At 27.3% G+C, this 18,552-nt stretch carries 14 protein-coding genes; 2 read left to right on the forward strand and 12 right to left on the reverse strand.

Translation table 11 applies throughout. The features are described 5' to 3' along the window. From purH to RWJ08_RS01105, 8 genes are read right to left on the reverse strand one after another with little or no spacing between them, the layout of a single operon-like run. Positions 1 to 1,530, reverse strand: coding sequence for a bifunctional phosphoribosylaminoimidazolecarboxamide formyltransferase/IMP cyclohydrolase (gene purH / locus RWJ08_RS01070; protein ID WP_313960786.1), 1,530 nt, complete (start codon positions 1,528 to 1,530; stop codon positions 1 to 3). Position 1,531: 1 nt separating this feature from the next. Further along, positions 1,532 to 2,155, reverse strand: coding sequence for a phosphoribosylglycinamide formyltransferase (purN, locus tag RWJ08_RS01075; protein WP_313960787.1), 624 nt, complete (start codon positions 2,153 to 2,155; stop codon positions 1,532 to 1,534). Positions 2,156 to 2,173: 18 nt separating this feature from the next. Continuing rightward, positions 2,174 to 3,619, reverse strand: a complete 1,446-nt coding sequence (purF, locus tag RWJ08_RS01080; protein WP_313960788.1) for an amidophosphoribosyltransferase — start codon at positions 3,617 to 3,619, stop codon at positions 2,174 to 2,176. Next, positions 3,606 to 4,313: a phosphoribosylaminoimidazolesuccinocarboxamide synthase gene (purC, locus tag RWJ08_RS01085; protein WP_313960789.1), complete on the reverse strand. Its 708-nt coding sequence runs from the start codon at positions 4,311 to 4,313 to the stop codon at positions 3,606 to 3,608. Before purC ends, purF begins: the two co-directional genes overlap by 14 nt. A 1-nt stretch (position 4,314) precedes the next feature. Next, positions 4,315 to 7,983 carry a phosphoribosylformylglycinamidine synthase gene (locus RWJ08_RS01090; RefSeq protein ID WP_313960790.1) on the reverse strand — a complete coding sequence of 1,223 codons (3,669 nt, stop codon included), beginning with the start codon at positions 7,981 to 7,983 and terminating at the stop codon, positions 4,315 to 4,317. A 17-nt stretch (positions 7,984 to 8,000) separates the two neighbouring features. Next, complete coding sequence (gene purM, locus RWJ08_RS01095) at positions 8,001 to 9,026, reverse strand: phosphoribosylformylglycinamidine cyclo-ligase (RefSeq protein WP_313960791.1); 1,026 nt, start codon at positions 9,024 to 9,026, stop codon at positions 8,001 to 8,003. A 15-nt stretch (positions 9,027 to 9,041) separates the two neighbouring features. Further along, positions 9,042 to 9,521 carry a 5-(carboxyamino)imidazole ribonucleotide mutase gene (purE, locus tag RWJ08_RS01100; protein WP_009372825.1) on the reverse strand — a complete coding sequence of 160 codons (480 nt, stop codon included), beginning with the start codon at positions 9,519 to 9,521 and terminating at the stop codon, positions 9,042 to 9,044. Positions 9,522 to 9,581: 60 nt separating this feature from the next. Next, complete coding sequence (locus tag RWJ08_RS01105; RefSeq protein WP_313960792.1) at positions 9,582 to 10,259, reverse strand: phosphoribosylaminoimidazolesuccinocarboxamide synthase; 678 nt, start codon at positions 10,257 to 10,259, stop codon at positions 9,582 to 9,584. 406 nt (positions 10,260 to 10,665) lie between these two features. On the opposite strand from RWJ08_RS01105, the gene RWJ08_RS01110 reads away from it, so the two are divergent. Further along, complete coding sequence (locus RWJ08_RS01110; protein ID WP_313960793.1) at positions 10,666 to 12,426, forward strand: glycerophosphodiester phosphodiesterase; 1,761 nt, start codon at positions 10,666 to 10,668, stop codon at positions 12,424 to 12,426. 57 nt (positions 12,427 to 12,483) lie between these two features. Here RWJ08_RS01110 and glyA read toward each other — a convergent pair whose 3' ends face one another. Then, positions 12,484 to 13,722, reverse strand: a complete 1,239-nt coding sequence (glyA, locus tag RWJ08_RS01115; protein WP_313960794.1) for a serine hydroxymethyltransferase — start codon at positions 13,720 to 13,722, stop codon at positions 12,484 to 12,486. Positions 13,723 to 13,954: 232 nt separating this feature from the next. Here glyA and RWJ08_RS01120 point away from each other — a divergent pair, with 232 nt between their 5' ends. After that, on the forward strand, positions 13,955 to 14,887 hold the full coding sequence (locus RWJ08_RS01120) for a selenium metabolism-associated LysR family transcriptional regulator (protein ID WP_313960795.1): 933 nt from the start codon (positions 13,955 to 13,957) through the stop codon (positions 14,885 to 14,887). Positions 14,888 to 14,923: 36 nt separating this feature from the next. Here the strand turns inward: RWJ08_RS01120 and RWJ08_RS01125 are convergent, their stop codons facing one another. Genes RWJ08_RS01125 through RWJ08_RS01135 form a run of 3 tightly spaced genes read right to left on the reverse strand, consistent with a single transcriptional unit; the run spans position 14,924 to position 18,448 of the window. Next, positions 14,924 to 16,312 (reverse strand): hypothetical protein, encoded by a 1,389-nt coding sequence (locus tag RWJ08_RS01125; protein WP_293439830.1) that lies wholly within the window; start codon positions 16,310 to 16,312, stop codon positions 14,924 to 14,926. Further along, a complete protein-coding gene (locus tag RWJ08_RS01130) occupies positions 16,302 to 17,780 on the reverse strand; it encodes a HAMP domain-containing sensor histidine kinase (protein ID WP_009372499.1) in 1,479 nt (492 codons plus the stop codon). Before RWJ08_RS01130 ends, RWJ08_RS01125 begins: the two co-directional genes overlap by 11 nt. Further along, positions 17,765 to 18,448 (reverse strand): response regulator transcription factor, encoded by a 684-nt coding sequence (locus RWJ08_RS01135; protein ID WP_009372593.1) that lies wholly within the window; start codon positions 18,446 to 18,448, stop codon positions 17,765 to 17,767. The genes RWJ08_RS01130 and RWJ08_RS01135 overlap by 16 nt, the downstream gene beginning before the upstream one ends. Positions 18,449 to 18,552: the final 104 nt, after the last annotated feature.

The raw sequence follows: 18,552 nt of genomic DNA on the forward strand, positions 1-18,552 counted from the left end.
CTAATGTCTAAAATGTCTTGTAGATGTAAATACCATCGCTATCCCATATTCATCACATAATTTTATTACGTTCTCATCCTTTATAGAACCTCCCGGTTGAATTACTGCTTTAATTCCATTTTCTTTTAATAGTTCGACAGTATCTTCGAAGAAAAATGCATCTGATGCTAAAACTGCATCTTTTAAATTTTCTTTTGCTCTTTCTAATCCTTCTTCAACTGCCCAAGAACGTCTAACTTCTCCTTGTCCTATTCCAATAGTAGCATTATTTTTTACAATTACAATTCCATTTGAACATACTGTTTTACAAGCTTTAAAACCGAAAATTAAATTTTTAAACTCTTCTTCTGTTGGTTTTCTCTTTGTAACAACTTTTAAATCTTCTTTAAATAAAATATTATCGTAGTCTTGAACAACAATACCATTTAAAACTTCTTTTACTGTTGTTTTTGGAAGTTTAAAATCTGAAATATTTCCTACTTCAATTAATCTAATATTTTTCTTTTGAGTTAAAATTTCAATGGCTTCTTTAGAAAATTTATTTGCAATTACAATTTCTACAAAAAAACTATTTATCTTTTCTGCTATATATTTTGTCACTTCTCTATTTAGAGCTATAATTCCCCCGAAAATTGAAACTGAATCACAAGCATAAGCCTTATCATAAGCATCATCAATATAATCTGAAATTGCAAGTCCACAAGGATTATTATGTTTAACTGCAACTACACAAGGTTCATCAAATTCTTTCACAATTTTAATAGCTGAGTACATATCAGTTAAATTATTATATGACAATTCTTTTCCGTGTAATTGCTTAAAATCCGTTTTTTCATCATCCTTAATATAAACTTTTTCATAAAAAGAAGCATTTTGATGAGGATTTTCTCCATATCTTAAATTATTAACTTTTTTATAAGTCATTGTTAGTTTTTCAGGAAAATCAATATTTAATAAATCATTGAAATAAGATGAAATCAATGCATCATAATATGCAGTATAATTAAAAGCCTTACAAGATAGATACAATCTAAAATCTTTATCCAATTTACCTTCCTTCAATCTTTCAATAATCTCAGAATAATCTTTAGGATCAACAACAATAGATACATCATTATAGTTTTTAGCTGCTGCTCTAATCATAGAAGGTCCACCTATATCAATATTCTCAATTAAATCTTCATGTGTTTTATTATCACTATTTAAAACTTTTTCAAAAGGATATAAGTTGTTTACAACCATATCTATTGAAGAAATACCAAGATTTTCAACTGTTTCAACATGATTTTGTTCATTACGTTTATATAAAATTCCACCATGAATATAAGGATGTAAAGTCTTAACACGACCATTTAAAATTTCCTTAAAATTAGTTACTTCATCAACTTCAATAACATTAAGTCCACTTTCCTTTAAAATTTTATAAGTTCCACCGGTTGAAATAATTTCCCATCCTAATTTTACAAGTTCACTTGCAAATTCAACAATATTTTCTTTTTCAAAAACACTTATTAACACTCTTTTTGACATCTTATTCCTCCACTATGAATGCTCTATTATCTTTAAAAACAATCTTATTATTACAAAATGCCTTTACTGTCTTCACCAATATTTCATGTTCTATTTCTAAAACTCTTTTAGCAACAGTTTCAAAGTCATCATTTATATAAACAGGAACAACATCTTGCAAGATTATGGCTCCGGTATCTACTTTTTCATCAACAAAATGTGTTGTGGCTCCGGTGAATTTGACACCAGATTTTATAACTGACTTATGAACATTTTCTCCATAAAACCCGTCTCCACAAAAAGAAGGAATTAAAGATGGGTGAATATTTATAATTCTATTAGAATACTTCGAAACAAATTTTGAAGATAAAATATTCAAATAACCCGCAAGTACAATCAAATCAATATTTTTTCTTTCTAGCTCTTCAAGTATTCTTTCATCATATTCTTCATTACAAAAAAATTTCTTTCTATTCAAATAAAATGTATCGATATTTTCATTTTGTGCTCTCATAAGTCCATAAGCATTTTTTCTGTTTGAAAAAACCAATTTAATCTTTCCATTAATTTTATTTTCTTTAACAGCATCAATTATGGCTTGTAAATTTGTTCCTCCACCAGAAATAAAAACAGCTATATTCAACATAATTTACCTTTCCTAATATTATTTATTTTTTCTTTCTAAAATTCTTCTTTGAATATCAGTTAAAGAATTATTAAAATCCTCTTCATAATCATACAATCCAGCTGGATAGTCTCCATTAAAACAATCCATACATAATCCGTTATATGGAGCATCAAATTTAAGACCTATTGAATCTACAAGTCCTTGTTCACTCAAATATCCTAATGAATCTGCTTCTATTATTTCTTTTATTTCTTCCAATGTCTTATTGGCTGCAATAAGTTCTCCTGAAGTAGAAATATCAATTCCGTAAAAGCTAGGAAACGCAAAAGGAGGAGATGCAATTCTAACATGAACTTCAGATGCTCCTGCATCTTTTAAAAGTTTAACAATTCTTTTACATGTTGTACCTCTAACAATTGAATCATCAACCATAACAACTCTTTTTCCTTTAACAACCCCTTTTACCGCAGATAATTTCATTCTTACACCTTGCTCTCTAAGTTCCTGAGTAGGTTGAATAAAAGTTCTTGCAATATATTGATTTTTAATCAATCCCATTTCATAAGGTAGGCCACTTTCTTCTGCAAATCCACTTGCTGCAGAAAGCGAAGAATTAGGTACACCAACTACTATATCTGCATCCGCAGGACATTCTCTTGCAAGAGCTCTGCCTGTGTTTTTTCTTGCAGTATGAACATTTACTCCCGCAATATTCGAATCTGGTCTTGCAAAATAAACATATTCCATAGCAGCAATAGAAATCCTTTCAGGAGTAGTATAATTTTCAATTTTAAGACCATCTTTATCGATTATAGCCAATTGACCAGCTTTTACATTGCAAAGAAATTCAACTCCTATATTATCTATAGCACAAGTTTCACTTGCCATAACATAGGTGTCATTTTCTGTTTTTCCAATAACTAGCGGTCTCAGAGAATTAGGATCAACAGCTCCATATAAAGTATCTTTAGTTAAAATCAAATAAGTAAATCCTCCTTTAATTTTACCTAAACTCTCTTTTAATTTTTCTTCAAAAGTTTCTTTTTTACTTCTTCTGATTAAGTGAATTAAAACTTCAGTATCTGAAGAAGAATGAAAAATAGCTCCATTTTTTTCTAATTCCAATCTTAAAGTTTTAGCATTTACTAAATTTCCATTATGACAAATACCAATACTCATATCATAAAAGTCAAATAAAAATGGTTGAACATTTCTAACACTATTATCTCCTGCAGTTGCATACCTTACATGTCCTATTGCAGAACTTCCAACTAAATTATAGAGAATTTCTTTATCTTTAAAAACTTCAGAAACTAATCCTAGATTTCTATAACTATATAAAGTTTCTCCATCTGAACTTATGATACCTGCACCTTCTTGACCTCGATGTTGTAAACTATGAAGCCCAAAATATGTTAACTTCGAAGCTTCCTTATGATTCCAGACACCAAAAACTCCGCATTCTTCATTAATTCCACGCACTTGTTATTCTCCTTAAAACTTCTTCATATGCATCCATAACCGAACCTAAGTTTCTACGAAAACGATCTTTGTCAAGTTTATTTTCTGTTTTTACGTCCCATAATCTGCAAGTATCAGGAGAAATTTCATCTGACAAAATTATTTTACCGCCACTTGTTTTTCCAAACTCAATTTTAAAATCAACTAAAATTAATCCAGCTTTCAAAAAAAATACTTTTAAAAGCTCATTGATTTTTTCAGTTTCTTTTTTTATAAAAGAAAGTTCTTCTTCTGAAACAATTCCTAAAGCTATTGCATGCTCATCATTTATTAGAGGATCATTGAGTTCATCATTTTTATAGCTCAGTTCAAAAATTGGCTTTTTTAATTTCATACCTTCTTCTAAACCATATCTTTTAGCCATAGAACCCGCTACTATATTTCTAGTAATAACTTCTAAAGGAATAATTTTAACATGTTTACAGATTTGATCGGTATCATTCACTTTTTTAATAAAATGAGTTTCTATTCCATTTCTTTCTAAGTACTCAAAAATGAATGAGGTGATTGTATTATTTAAAATACCTTTTTTATCAAATTCCTCCTTTTTTTCTCCGTTAAATGCAGTTGCACTATTTTTATAATGAATATATATTTCTTCATTATTTTCACATTGAAATAATTGTTTTGCCTTGCCTTCATATAAAAGTTTCATATTATTTTTCTCCTTTAAAATAATTTACACCATTTCTAAATATATTTTGAATTCCTGTTATAGTTTTGTTTTTATACAAATTTGTTCCATAACGTTCACTATGTCCCATTTTCCCTAAAATCAATCCGTCTTCACTTATCATACCTTCGATTGCATATAGTGAACCATTAGGATTAAACTTTCCATTGCTACTTGCATTACCTTCAAAATCGCAATATTGAAAAGCACATAAATCCTTAAATTTCTCAATATTGTTTCCAACAAGTTTTCCTTCACCATGACTAAACATAATTTCATGCAATTGTCCAATTTCAAAATCTTGAGTCCAAGGAGAATTTAAATTTGCAACACGAGTTATAGCACTTGTTGAAATATGATGATAACTGTCATTTCTGTATAGTGTCAAGTCATCTTCAGTTAAGGACTTTATTCTTCCATAAGGTATCAGTCCTGACTTAATTAACGCTTGGAATCCATTACAAATACCTAAAATTAATTTTTTATCATCTAAATGTTTGTGAATTGCCTCTTTAACTTTTTCATTTTTCAAAACATTTACTATGAACTTTGCACTTCCATCAGGCTCATCTCCACTAGAAAATCCTCCTGGTATCATAATAATATGAGCATCTTTTATTCCATTTACTAATTCTTCAATTGACTTTTCGATATCGTCTTCTTTTTTATTTCTAAAAATAATAGTTTTTGTTGTAGCTCCTGCATCAATAAATGCTTTTTCTATGTCATATTCACAATTAGTTCCAGGAAATACAGGAATTAAGACATTTACATTTTCAATATATTCTTTGTAATATTTTTTTCCAGTTTTATAATTAGATAAATTTTCACAATTTTCACAATTTAAATTTTGATATAAAGGATAAATTTTATTTAATGTTTTTGTATATGCATTATATATTTCATCATAATCAAATTTAATTCCATTTATCGAAATTTCTTCACTAACCATTCCAATTTTTTCAAAAGGTAATTCACAATTTGATTCTACAACAATTGATGAAGGATCAAAATTTAAAATATTTTCCCTATTGACTGTAAAACCTAAACCATTTCCAACTGCCATTTTTACTAGAGAACTTACTATACTACCTTCTTCTTGAACATATGCAGATAAAATTTTACCTGATTTTATAAATTCATTTATCAGTTCATAACTTTTTAATGTTTCCTTAATTTCAGGATATCCTTTCGAATTTTTTACAATGGGAATATAATATATATAATTTCCAATTGTTTTTAATTCCGGAGAAATTACATTCTTAATTTTAACAGGAGTACATGCAAAAGATATCAAAGTTTCAACGACATTTAAGTCATTAAATGTTCCTGACATACTATCTTTTCCTCCGATACTTGGACAACCTATCTCATTTTGAGCATAAATAGTTCCGAGTAAACTTTGGGTAACTTTTCCCCATTTTTTACTGTCTTTTCCAAGTTTTTCAAAATATTCTTGGAATGAAAAATATAAATTACTTTTATCTCCACCAACAGCATAAACTTTGGCAACAGATTCTAAAACAGCATAAATAGATGATAAGAATGGAGAGTAATGAGATATCTTTGGAATAAATCCATAGCTCAAAATTGTAGCTGTATCACTAGTTGAGTGAATTGTAGGTAATGCCTGAATACCAGCTTGTACCGGAGTTAATTGATTTTTACCTGAGAAAGGCATTAATACAGTAGTTGCACCTATTGAAGCATCAAATCTTTGAGCAATTCCTTTTTGGCAAGCCACATTTAATGAAGATAATTCATTTAATACATTTTCTTTAGAAACAATCTTATTTTCAAAAGGATTGATACCATCATTATCGCATAGTGTTGCTTTTGAATGTTGTCTTACTCCACTTGTTGCCAAAAAGTCTGCACTTAAATCCATAACCTTATCATCATAATAATACATCTCAAGTCTTCTTCTGTCAGTTATAGTTGCTACTTTAGAATATTCTATATTTTCTTTTTCACATTCTTTTATAAAAATTTCATAATCACTTGGTGAAATTACAACTGCCATACGTTCTTGTGACTCACTTGTGGCAATTTCTGTTGGATTTAACCCTTCATATTTCAATAAAACTTTATCTAAATGAATTTCAATTCCATCAGATAATTCTCCGATTGCAACACAAACACCACCAGCACCAAAATCATTACATTTCTTAATCAATTTTGTAACTTCAGGTTTTCTAAATAATCTTTGAATTTTTCTCTCTTCAATGGCATTTCCTTTTTGCACTTGACTTGATGCTGTTTCAAGAGAATCATTTGTATGAATTAAACTTGAACCGCTTGCTCCTTGAATACCGTCTCTACCTGTTCTTCCTCCAATTAAGATTACAATATCATCTTTAACAGGAGTTTCTCTTTTGAAATCTCCGTATTTGACTGCTCCAACAACCGCTCCAACTTCCATATGTTTAGCAACATAAGAGTCATCATAGAGTTCCTTTACATAAGTTGTTGCAAGTCCAATTTGATTACCATAAGATGAGTAGCCGCTTGTAGCTTTTGTAGAAATATCAACTTGAGGTAATTTATGCTTCAAAGTTTCTTCTCTTTTTTGTAAAATATTTCCACAACCTGTTACTCTCATTGCTTGATAAACATAACTTCTTCCGGACAATGGATCTCTAATTGCTCCACCAACACAAGTACTCGCTCCACCAAAAGGTTCAATCTCTGTAGGGTGATTATGTGTTTCGTTTTTAAATTGAATTAACCATTTTTCTATTTTTCCATTATTTTCAATATCAGTAAAAAATGAACAAGCATTAATTTCTTCACTAACCTCTATATTCTTATCATTTAATACTCTTTTGTGATATTTCCCAAATATACTTGCCATATCCATTAGAGTTATAGGCTTAGTAATATTTAATTCTTTTCTAACATTTAAATAAATATCAAAAGCACTTTGCATTTCTTTTTGGAAAAGCTCAGATTCAATTTTAATATCATCTAACACAGTTTCAAAAGTTGTATGTCTACAATGATCACTCCAATAACAGTCTAAAACGTAGATTTCAGTTTCAGTAGGTATTCTTCCTTCATTTTTGAAATAATCTTGAATGAAAATTAAATCCTCAATATTCATCGCTAGAGACATTTCATTTTTTAAATCAATTAATTCATCTTTTGAAAAGAAAGAAAAGCCTTTTAAGTCTTTCATTTTTTTCATTTCTGAACTCATTGAAAAACTCAAAGCATTCATATCTTTAACTCTTGATTCAATAGGATTAACCAAATATTTTTTTACTTTATCCATTTCATCTTGATTTAAAACTCTATCAAAAATTATAAGTTTTCCGCTTCTTACAGTAATTTTTGAATTATTATCTAAAAGAGATACACATTGAACAGCACTATCAGCTCTTTGATCATACTGTGCTGGTAATGTTTCATAAGCAAAATATCTTCCATCTTGAAGTATTATGTCCTCAATTACTTCATCAATCATTATTTCTGAGAAAACTGAATTTTTAGCTAATTCATATGTTTTTTCATTGATATTGTAAATGTCATATATAATATAAAGTTCTAAATCTTTTATTCCTAAATTATATTCTATATTTAAATTGTCTTTAAGATCTAAAGCTTCTTTATTATATCCATCTCTCTTCTTAACAAAAATTCTCTTATCCATAATTCCTCCAAAATTTACTAACATAAAATTACTTTAGAATTTCCTTCTACAACTTCTCCAACTTCGTAAATTTCCTCATTCATTTCTTTAAATAAGCCTTTTATTCCTTCAACATCTTCTCTTTCCACAAAAATTAACATTCCTATTCCCATATTAAAAGTGCCATACATTTCTTCTTTTGAAATTTCTCCCCATCTTTGAAGAAGTGAAAAAATTTCTTTTTGAGGAATATTTTTTTCTATAATTTTAGCATCAACATCATCACCTAAAACTCTTGGTACATTTTCATAAATTCCTCCACCTGTTATATGACAAAGACCATTTACCTTAAATTTTTCTAACAAATTAACTATTGATTTCGCATAAATTTTAGTTGGAGTCAAAAGTTCTTCCCCTAAAGTTTTTCCTGTTTCTATCATATCGTTTAATGAAAAGTGTTTACAATCAAAAATTATCTTTCTGACTAAAGAAAAACCGTTACTATGAACCCCTGAAGATGGTAATGCTAAAATAACATTTCCTTTTTTTACATTTTTCTTACCATCAATTATTTTATCTTTTTCGACAACACCTACACAGAAACCTGCAATATCATAATCTTCTTCTTTATATATTCCTGGCATCTCAGCAGTTTCTCCGCCAATTAAAGCACTTCCTGATTGAATACATCCTTCTGCAACACCTTCAACAATACTTGCCATTTTTTCTGCAACAAGTTTTCCGGTAGCAATATAATCTAAGAAGAATAAAGGTTTAGCACCTTGACATAAAATATCATTAACACACATTGCAACACAATCTATTCCAACTGTATTATGAACATCCATCATTTGAGCTAATTTTACTTTCGTTCCAACTCCATCAGTTCCGGAAACCAAAACAGGATTTTTAAATTCTTTTCCAAGTTCAAAAAGTCCTGAAAAACCGCCTAAATCAGAAAGAACCCCTTTTGTATATGTGTTTTTAATAAATTTTTTTATTAAATTTACTTCATTATATCCTTCATGTTTATTTACTCCAGCAGATTCATATGTTAATGCCATTAAAATATCCTCCATTTATATATCTAAATCATTATCCATTTTTTTTACTTGTTCTTTCATTTCAAGCTTATATTCTTTAAGTTTAACTTTTAATTCATCATATTTTATTGAAAGAATTTGTGTTGCTAAAATACCAGCATTCTCCGCTCCATCAATAGCAACAGTTGCAACAGGCACCCCTTTAGGCATTTGAACAGTTGAAAGTAATGCGTCCAATCCGTCAAGAGTTGAAGCTTTAACAGGTACTCCTATAACAGGTACAGTCGAAATCCCAGCTAAAACTCCTGCTAGGTGTGCAGCCTTTCCGGCAAATGCAATAATTAATTCAATATTATTTTCTTCCATTTTATTAACAAAATCGATAGCAAAATCTAAAGAACGGTGAGCAGAGATAACTCTAGCATCATATTTTATCCCAAATTTTTTTAAAATATCACAAGTTTTTTTAGCAATATCTTTATCAGAAATACTGCCCATAATAACAGCAACCTTCATAATAACCTCCAAAAAATTTTATTAATATAAAAAAAACCGGAAATATTCTTCCGGGTACAATTACTTAACCAAAAAAGAATATAAATCAGTTGGTGCAACAATTTTATCTCCATTGTACACTCTCATATTTCCACCAGATATTTCATCAATCAATACAACTTCTCCATCAACTTTACCAAATTCTAACTTAATATCGTATAAAGTAAGTCCTTTTTCTTTTAAAACATCTCTAATAATAGTACAAATTTCTTTAGTAAGTGCTACTAAGTCTTTATATTCCTTTTCTGTTAATATATTTAACATAACAAGTGCATCCTTAGTAATTAAAGGATCACATCTTTCATCATCTTTTAATGTAATTTCAACATAAGTATCTAAATCATCATTAGGTTTTGCATATAAACCATATCTTCTTATAAAACTACCTACAGCTTTAAACCTACAAATTACCTCTAATCCCTTACCAAAAACTTCACAAGGCTTTACAGTCATAGTATTTTCATTTAAGTCACAATCTATGTAGTGAGTTCTAATTCCTTTTTCCTTTAATATTTCAAAGAAATATTTAGTAATTTTTAATCCTTCGTGTCCTACACCTTCAATTGATAAACCAACAGTGTTAGCACCAGGATCAAAAACTCCATTTTCTCCTGTAACATCATCCTTAAACTTTAAAACGTAATTTCCATCTTCGCTCTTGTAAATATCTTTTGTCTTTCCAGTGTAAATTTTTTCCATAAAATACCTCCTAAAATTAAACATAAGAAATAAATAAGCCCAGCAAGTAGGCTTCAAGCGAAACCTACCTCCTGGGCTTTTCTCCCTTAGGTGTAATACTTAAAAAGTATTCGTATCGCTCGGACCAGCAACAAAATTCGGAACCCTAGATACTCTTTCTCTCATAGATTTTATTTCATTTTAGTAATCGTAATTAACTTACAACTAAATGATAGCAAGAAAATTGTATTTTGTCAATATGACTTTAAAAAATATTTTTATTAAAAATCAAATGAGTTTTTTTATCTATAAAGTAATTTAAATTTTGATTAAATTAATGACAAACTTAAAATTTAAAGCTATAATTCTTTATATTTTTTCTAATTTATGTTATCATTATCTATATATTTTTTAGAAAGGAGATAATATGCTTAAACTGTTAAGAAAAAAAAGCTTTAAAAATTTATTAATTTTTGACTTATTATATCAACTGGCTTTTATTGTTATTTTATTGCCTTTTGCAAAAGAATTTTTTTCATATATTTTAAAATTAACTAAATTTGGCTTTTTCTATATAGAAAGTCCTAGTATTTTTGCAAAATCTCCAACAAAAATATGGTCTATTTTAATAATTATTTTTTCATTTTCCATAGTTAAATTATTTGAAGTAAGTGGGTTTATATTTACTACAAATCAAATAAGACTTGGAAATGAAGTTTCTATTTTAGAGATTTTTAATAATTCATATAAACTAGTTAAATCTAAAATAAAAAAAATACAAAATTACTTAATTTTGATATTAGTATCCATAAACATACCAATATCAACATCAATTCATAAAGGAATTAAAATTCCCAATTTTATTACTGAATATATTTTAAATTCGACTACAGGCATAGTTTTATTTATTATCATAATTATTTTAGCAATAATTTTTTCAATAATTTTATTGTTTGTTTACCATATATTTTTTTTAGAAAATAAAAATTTTATAGAAAGCATAAAAATAAGTTTTAAGAGAATTAAACAAAATATCTTCAAAAGTATAAAAGTACTATTAATAATAGGAATAAAAAATTTACTAATTCAAATAGTAAAATTTATCTTCTTATTTGTTATAATATTAATATTTTATATGCAAACAAGTAATAAAACATTAAGTAATATTGGAATAATAGCTTATTTATCTATAGCAACAATTTTAAAAATTTTCACAAATGTTTTATCAAATACTGTTACCTTTTATGATTTATCAAAATTTTATTTTAAAACTTCAACCAATGTTGAATTTAGTAACATAGTCTATCCTACAAATAAAATTAAACTAAAGATGTCTCTTGTAATAATATTTCTAATTTTTGCCGGAATTTTTAGTAAATACAGAAACTCAAATGAAGAAATTAAATTTTATCATACTTTTAGAAATTTAAAACCGGATATTATGGCTCATAGAGGAAGCACAAAAAATTCTGCTGAAAACACATTGGAATCTATAAATGAAGCTATACAAAACGAAGCAGAATTTGCAGAAATTGATGTTGTATTAACCAAAGACAATGTAGTTGTTTTATCGCATGACCATAACTTGAAAAGACTTACTGGAAAAAAAGTTAATATTGAAGATTTAACTTTTGAAGAATTAAAAAAATATAAAATAATTGATAAAAAAAATTCTAAAGAATATAATTTTGTTAATTTACAAACTGTTCTTGAAAAAACTTCAGGAAAGATAAAATTAAATATAGAATTAAAACCTTTTAAGAATAATGAAAAGAATTTAGCTAAAGAAGTTACAAAATTAATCAAAGATAAACCTTATGATGTAATTGTTTCTTCATTATCTCCTAAAGCATTAAAAGAAGTCAAGGATATAGAGCCAAATATTCCAACGGGACTAATTTTAGCTTTTAGTTATGGCAATTTTTACAACATGAAATTTGTAGATTTTTTCTGCATAGAAAAAGAAATAGTAACGAACGAAATGATAAGAAAAATTCAAAAAAATGGAAAAAGAGTATATATCTGGACTGCGAATACTCATGAAGATATCACAAAGGCATACTCTAGTGGTGCAGACGGAATAATAACAGATGAAGTTACTCTTTCAAAAGAAATTTTAGAATTAGAAAAAAATAATTTTAATTTCGAACAATTAATAATTAATAAGATAATATCATTAATTCCATAAAAAGACGTCAGTAAAATGTGCTGACGTCTTTTTTTTTTTTATAAATATTAAATAATACTATTTTAAAGGAATTTTCTTAGTTAATTCTTCAACTATTTTCAATGCTTTTTCTTTACCTTCTTCTCCATTCTTTATAACTTCGGCAATTGCTTCAGCTATTAAATCCATTTCTTCTTCTTTAAATCCTCTAGTAGTAATTGCTGGAGTTCCAAGTCTTATACCACTTGTAACAAATGGTGATCTTGGATCATTTGGAATAGTATTTTTATTACAAGTAATACGAACGGAATCTAATGCCTTTTCAAGTTCTTTACCACTCATATCATAATCTCTTAAATCAACTAGCATTAAATGATTATCTGTACCATTAGATACAAGTTTAATTCCTCTATTCATTAATCCTTTTGCTAATGCTTGAGCATTTTTCAAAACTTGTTTTTGATATTCTTTAAACTCAGGCTCTAACGCTTGTTTAAAAGCTATAGCCTTTGCAGCTATTATGTGTAGCAATGGTCCACCTTGTGATCCAGGAAATACTGCTCTATTAAAATTAAATTTTTCGTTTGCAGCAGCATTGGACAAAATAAGTCCGCCTCTTGGTCCCCTTAATGTCTTATGAGTTGTAGATGTAACTACATCAGCATAAGGAATTGGTGACTCATGTAATCCTGCAGCAACAAGACCTGCAATATGAGCCATATCTACCATTAATACTGCACCTACTTCGTCACAAATTTCTCTAAATTTCTTAAAATCTATCTTTCTTGCATAAGCAGATGCACCTGCCAAAATTAATTTAGGTTTACATTCTTTTGCAATTTTCAAAACTTCCTCATAATCTATAAATCCATTTTCATCTACTCCATATGGAACTGGATGATATATACTACCTGAATAGTTAATAGGGTTTCCATGTGTTAAATGTCCACCATGGTTTAAGTTCATACCCATATAAGTATCGCCTGGTTTTAAAATAGCAAAAAATGCAGCAAAGTTAGCTTGAGAGCCTGAATGAGGTTGAACGTTTGCATATTCACAACCATAAAGTTCTTTAACTCTTTCAATAGCTAATTTTTCTGCTTCATCTACAACTTCACAACCACCATAATATCTTTTTCCAGGATATCCTTCAGCATATTTATTAGTTAATATGCTTCCTGCTGCTTCTAAAATCGCATCATTTACCCAGTTTTCAGAAGCTATTAATTCAATATGGCTATTTTGTCTTTCTAATTCTTTATCCAACACTTCAGCTATAGCTGGATCAACTTTTTTTATATTCTCATTTGAAAACATTTCTATTACCCCCTAACAATGATATATTATCATATTTTATATTTTAAGTCAACACGTTTTCTAAAATTTTTTATTTTCAAACTTATTTCGCTATTTACCAGGTTATTAAAGACAATTCATTTAAATTTATAATATTTTATTAATATTTACTTTTTGTTAAAAAAATGTTATAATATTAAAAAATATATAAAAATTACATTTTATTGTCTTAATTATAAATATGGAGGATTTTATGGACTTTAAACAATTAGAAACTTTTATTACAATTGTAAAAACTAAATCTTTTACAAAAACAGCAGATGTGTTATATATAACTCAACCATCTGTTACTAATCATATACAAGCTCTTGAATCTGAACTAAATACTTCTTTATTTGTAAGAACTAGAAGAAGTGTAACACTGACACAAGCGGGTAGCATCGTATATAAACATGCGCTTAATATCTTAGCTTCTTATGATGAAATAATAAGGGATTTGGACATATATTCTCAAAATTTAAAGGGAACTTTAAATATTTGTGTTTCTTCCGTTCCAAGAAAAATAATTTTACCAAATTTGATTGAAAAATTTTCAAATTTATTTCCTGATATATCTTTTAATATTAGTAATGATGATTCAAGAACTGTAATAGACAGTATTTTGGTAGGAGAAACTGACTTTGGTATTGTAGGATTAAAGATTTCTAATCCTAAATTGATATATACTCAAATTATGGATGATCATATTGTTTATGTTGTAAATAAGGATAATTATCCTGACCTAAAGAACTATTCAGTTATAGATATTGAAGATTTAAGTAATGATAAAATTATACTAAGAGAAATTGGTTCGGGTACAAGACAAATTGTAGAAGATGAATTAAAAAGAAATAACTCTTTAAACGTAATTTCTAATAGTGTAGCTACAATACATGATACTAACACAATATTAGAACTTATCACAAAAGGAGTTGGGACTGGCTTTGTATCTCAAAGAATGTTAAATATATCTCCATTTAAAGATAAAGTTAAAATATTGAATATAAAAAATCTTTATTTAAATCGTAAATTTTATTTTGTATACAATAAAAATTTACAATTTTCTAACATCAATAAAATATTCAAAGATTTTATGATAGATGAAATTAATGAATTAAAAAAAGAATTAGATATAAATTCTATATAATGAAAAATCTCTATGAATGCATAGAGATTTTTCTATTTAATTTACCTGTTTTATTTTCATAAACTCAGTATATGTCAATTCACTACTAATTGAGTTAGTCCATTGAAAAGTTACAACCTCTCTTCGATTTTTCAAAGTTGTATTAAATATTGGTAAAGTTCCAATTTCGTTATTTTTTATTTCATACATTGAAATATCATCAGCAGTTAAAATAACTATCATACTCTCATCTGGAGAAACAAAATAATCCAACACATTTTGTACTTTTTCTTTTACTTTTAATTTTGAAATTTTACTTGATTTATTCGTAAAAATATCTACATTAGGAATTAAATCTAAATCAATCTCACTAGAAACAAAATTATCGTTTGAATAGTTACTTAATATTCCCTTAAAAAACCAATTAAAATTGTTTCTCTTTACCCCAAAATTCTTCATATCATATGAGTTAACATTTTCACTTGAATATCCAAGTTTTCTAATATTGTTAAAATATGCCTTCTCTCCTCTATCTCCGGCAATATCTTTAATAGACATTTTACTCTCTTCTGATAAATTTCCAATTTTATAAATAGAATAATTCTTTTTATTTGTTTCTGAATTATATGATTCAATACTAATATAGTTTTTACTCAAAAAATTTATTGTAGCATTCTTTATATCTAATATATTTTTTGTTGTGTTATTTATATAGTCATTTGTTATATAAATACTATCCTTGGTAGAATTTACAAGAAAAAATTTGTTTTGATTATTGACAAAGAGCCCATTTATCTTGTTTGCAGTAGGTTTATCATTTCCATTTTTTCTTATTAAAAAAGTTTCATAATCAACATCCTTTGTTCCAACACTTTTTACTCCAATTAAAAATGAAATATCTTTTTTAGTATTATTAGAACTTTCATTAAGTTTTAACTTATCAATAACATCATTATCTACATCATCTGAAATTTTTTCAAAAACATAATACTTTTTGTGATGAATTGTAGCAATTTTATTTTTATTCAAAATTATAAATTCTTTATAAAAATTTCTCTCATCTTTTATAGAAACTACTATCACCTCATCAGAATCAATACTAATCTTATCAGTTATGATGCCATTATACAACAAATAATTTTTAAAATTGAGTTGCCTAAACTTAAAATTTGGATTTGATGTACTTGTTTTTTCAAAGTAAACAAATTTTTCGTTAATATAACACTTATCATCAGAACTTTTTTCTTCACTTCCATCACTCAATGATGTTATAGAAGTCAATTTCCAAGTTCCAGAAATTAACAGCGAATTTGATTTTGGCTCTAATATCATAGAATTAATATCAGTATATCTAAAAAAATTTCCTCTTAAGACAAAAAACAATAAAATTATTAAAAACGCTAAACTTATTCCAATACTACTTAAAATAATTTTTCTATGTCTCATTTTGAATATCTCCTTTTTCAATTGGCAATTCAACTCTAACAACAGTACCTTTCTCTAAAACACTTCTTATTATCAAGTTCCCATTATGAGCTTTTACAATTTCCTCACAAATTGACAAACCAAGACCTGTATGTGAGTTACTATTAGAACCTTTATAAAATTTACCAGTAACTAAAGATATTTCATCTTCAGAAATTCCACAACCATTATCTATGACTTCAACAACAGCTCTTTCATTTTCAATTTTAATATCTGTTAAAACAACTCCACCTTCATCAGTAAATTTTAGAGCATTATCTAAAATATTTATGAACACTTGTTTGATTCGATCTCTATCAGCCATTACCATAACTCTTTTTGTCTCATCATAATTTAGAATCATATCTATTTTCTTAGAACTTGATTTAGGCATTAATTGTTTGTTAATAAAAATTCCAAGCTCATTAAGGTCAAAAAGTTCTTTATTCATTATAAGTCTACCGCTACTTAGTTCAGAAAAATCTAAAAGCTCAGTAACCATATTCCCTAATCTATCACTTTCTTTTTCTATAATACTTAAACCATCTTCTAAAAGTTTATTATTTTTAGCCTCTGGTTGTAAAGTAAAAGCCCATCCCTTTATAACAGTAAGGGGTGTTCTTAATTCATGAGAAATACTTGAAATAAAATCCTTCTTTAATTGCTCTTTTTTTACCAAATTTTCACTCATTAAATTCATTGTACTACCAAGCTTTGAAATCTCAAAATCTCCAACCTCATCTGCTTTTTCATTTAATTGCCCATCAGCTAATTTTAATGCGACATTAGTTAATCGTTCAATAGGATTGACAATTCTATTACTCATAAATATACTTATACTCATCCCTATTATTATAACAAAAAAACCAAATAAAAAGAAAACAAGATAACGTTGCGCAATCATACTATCAATATTTTCCATAGAAATTATAAACCTTGCTATGCCAACTTGTTCATTCCCATTATTAAGAGGAATCGTTACAGCCAATTCATTTTTATTTGAAATAGGATTTTTATATACAGTTGAACCATTACTTCCGTTTTTGGCTGATGTAACGTCATTTGAAGATAATACACTACCGATTTGATTTCCATTTACTGTATCAAGTAAAACTTTTCCCGAATTATTTAGAATTTGCACCTGTGCATTTACTTCACTATAAAACTCTTCAATATCATCTAATACAAGCTCAGATAAACTTGAATTGGCTAAATGAATTTCATATAGCTTTGCACTATACTTAGCCTGATTTTGTATTATTCCAGTAACACCAGAATAATAATAGTTTTTTATTGTAAAAATCAAAAAAATTTCAAAGAATACTACTATTAAAACTATAACCATAAAAAACTGAGTCATTATTCTAGTTCTTAAAGATTTTTTTAAAATCAAATCTTTTATTTCATTAAATTTATCAACTAGTTTATTGTACTTTAGTTTGAATTCCATCTATATCCAGTCCCCCAAACTGTTTCAATATATTTTGGTTTACTTGAATTGTCCTCAATTTTAGCTCTTAGTCTTCTAATATTAACATCTACGATTTTAATGTCTCCATCAAATTCTTCTCCCCATGTCATATTTAAAAGCTCATTTCTTGAAAAAGCTCTACCAGGATTTGACATAAATATTGTAATAATAGTTAGTTCTGTTGGCGTAAGTTCAATTTCTTTTCCATCTTTATAAAAATTCTTAGAATATAAATCTAATTTAAAAGGATATATACTTATCAAGTCACTACTATTTTGAATTGAAACAAGACGTCTAATAAGAGATTTTATTCTTAAAATAAGTTCAACAGGATTAAATGGTTTACTTAAATAATCATCAGTTCCACTTTCTAATCCATTAATTCTATCTACATCTTGAGTTTTAGCAGTAAGCATTATAATCCCAATTTTAGGAAGTTTTTCTCTAAGAATCTTACATACTTCAAAGCCATCTATTCCTGGTAGCATTACATCTAAAATAACAACTTGAGGATTATATTTTAAGGCAAGTTCTACTCCAATTTCTCCACTTTCAGCTTCTAGAACTTCAAAACCTTCTCTTTCAAGATTAATTTTTGTAAACAATCTAATATTTTCTTCATCTTCAACTAATAAAATTTTACTCATTGTAACCTCCTAAAAAAATAAATAAACTACTATAAGTATATATTAAATTTAATTAAGTTTCAATAATAATGTTAAAAATACACAAAAAAAAATTGGGAAGTTCT

The organism is uncultured Parvimonas sp. (genome assembly GCF_963524015.1).
Classification (GTDB): Bacteria; Bacillota; Clostridia; order Tissierellales; family Peptoniphilaceae; genus Parvimonas.

Coding starts and splice junctions, on each gene's coding strand:
- purH (WP_313960786.1), bottom strand. CDS start 1,530: ATGTCAAAAAGAGTGTTAATAAGTGTTTTTGAAAAAGAAAATATTGTT.
- purN (WP_313960787.1), bottom strand. CDS start 2,155: ATGTTGAATATAGCTGTTTTTATTTCTGGTGGAGGAACAAATTTACAA.
- purC (WP_313960789.1), bottom strand. CDS start 4,313: ATGAAACTTTTATATGAAGGCAAGGCAAAACAATTATTTCAATGTGAA.
- RWJ08_RS01090 (WP_313960790.1), bottom strand. CDS start 7,983: ATGGATAAGAGAATTTTTGTTAAGAAGAGAGATGGATATAATAAAGAA.
- purM (WP_313960791.1), bottom strand. CDS start 9,026: ATGGCATTAACATATGAATCTGCTGGAGTAAATAAACATGAAGGATAT.
- purE (WP_009372825.1), bottom strand. CDS start 9,521: ATGAAGGTTGCTGTTATTATGGGCAGTATTTCTGATAAAGATATTGCT.
- RWJ08_RS01105 (WP_313960792.1), bottom strand. CDS start 10,259: ATGGAAAAAATTTACACTGGAAAGACAAAAGATATTTACAAGAGCGAA.
- RWJ08_RS01110 (WP_313960793.1), top strand. CDS start 10,666: ATGCTTAAACTGTTAAGAAAAAAAAGCTTTAAAAATTTATTAATTTTT.
- glyA (WP_313960794.1), bottom strand. CDS start 13,722: ATGTTTTCAAATGAGAATATAAAAAAAGTTGATCCAGCTATAGCTGAA.
- RWJ08_RS01120 (WP_313960795.1), top strand. CDS start 13,955: ATGGACTTTAAACAATTAGAAACTTTTATTACAATTGTAAAAACTAAA.
- RWJ08_RS01125 (WP_293439830.1), bottom strand. CDS start 16,312: ATGAGACATAGAAAAATTATTTTAAGTAGTATTGGAATAAGTTTAGCG.
- RWJ08_RS01130 (WP_009372499.1), bottom strand. CDS start 17,780: ATGGAATTCAAACTAAAGTACAATAAACTAGTTGATAAATTTAATGAA.
- RWJ08_RS01135 (WP_009372593.1), bottom strand. CDS start 18,448: ATGAGTAAAATTTTATTAGTTGAAGATGAAGAAAATATTAGATTGTTT.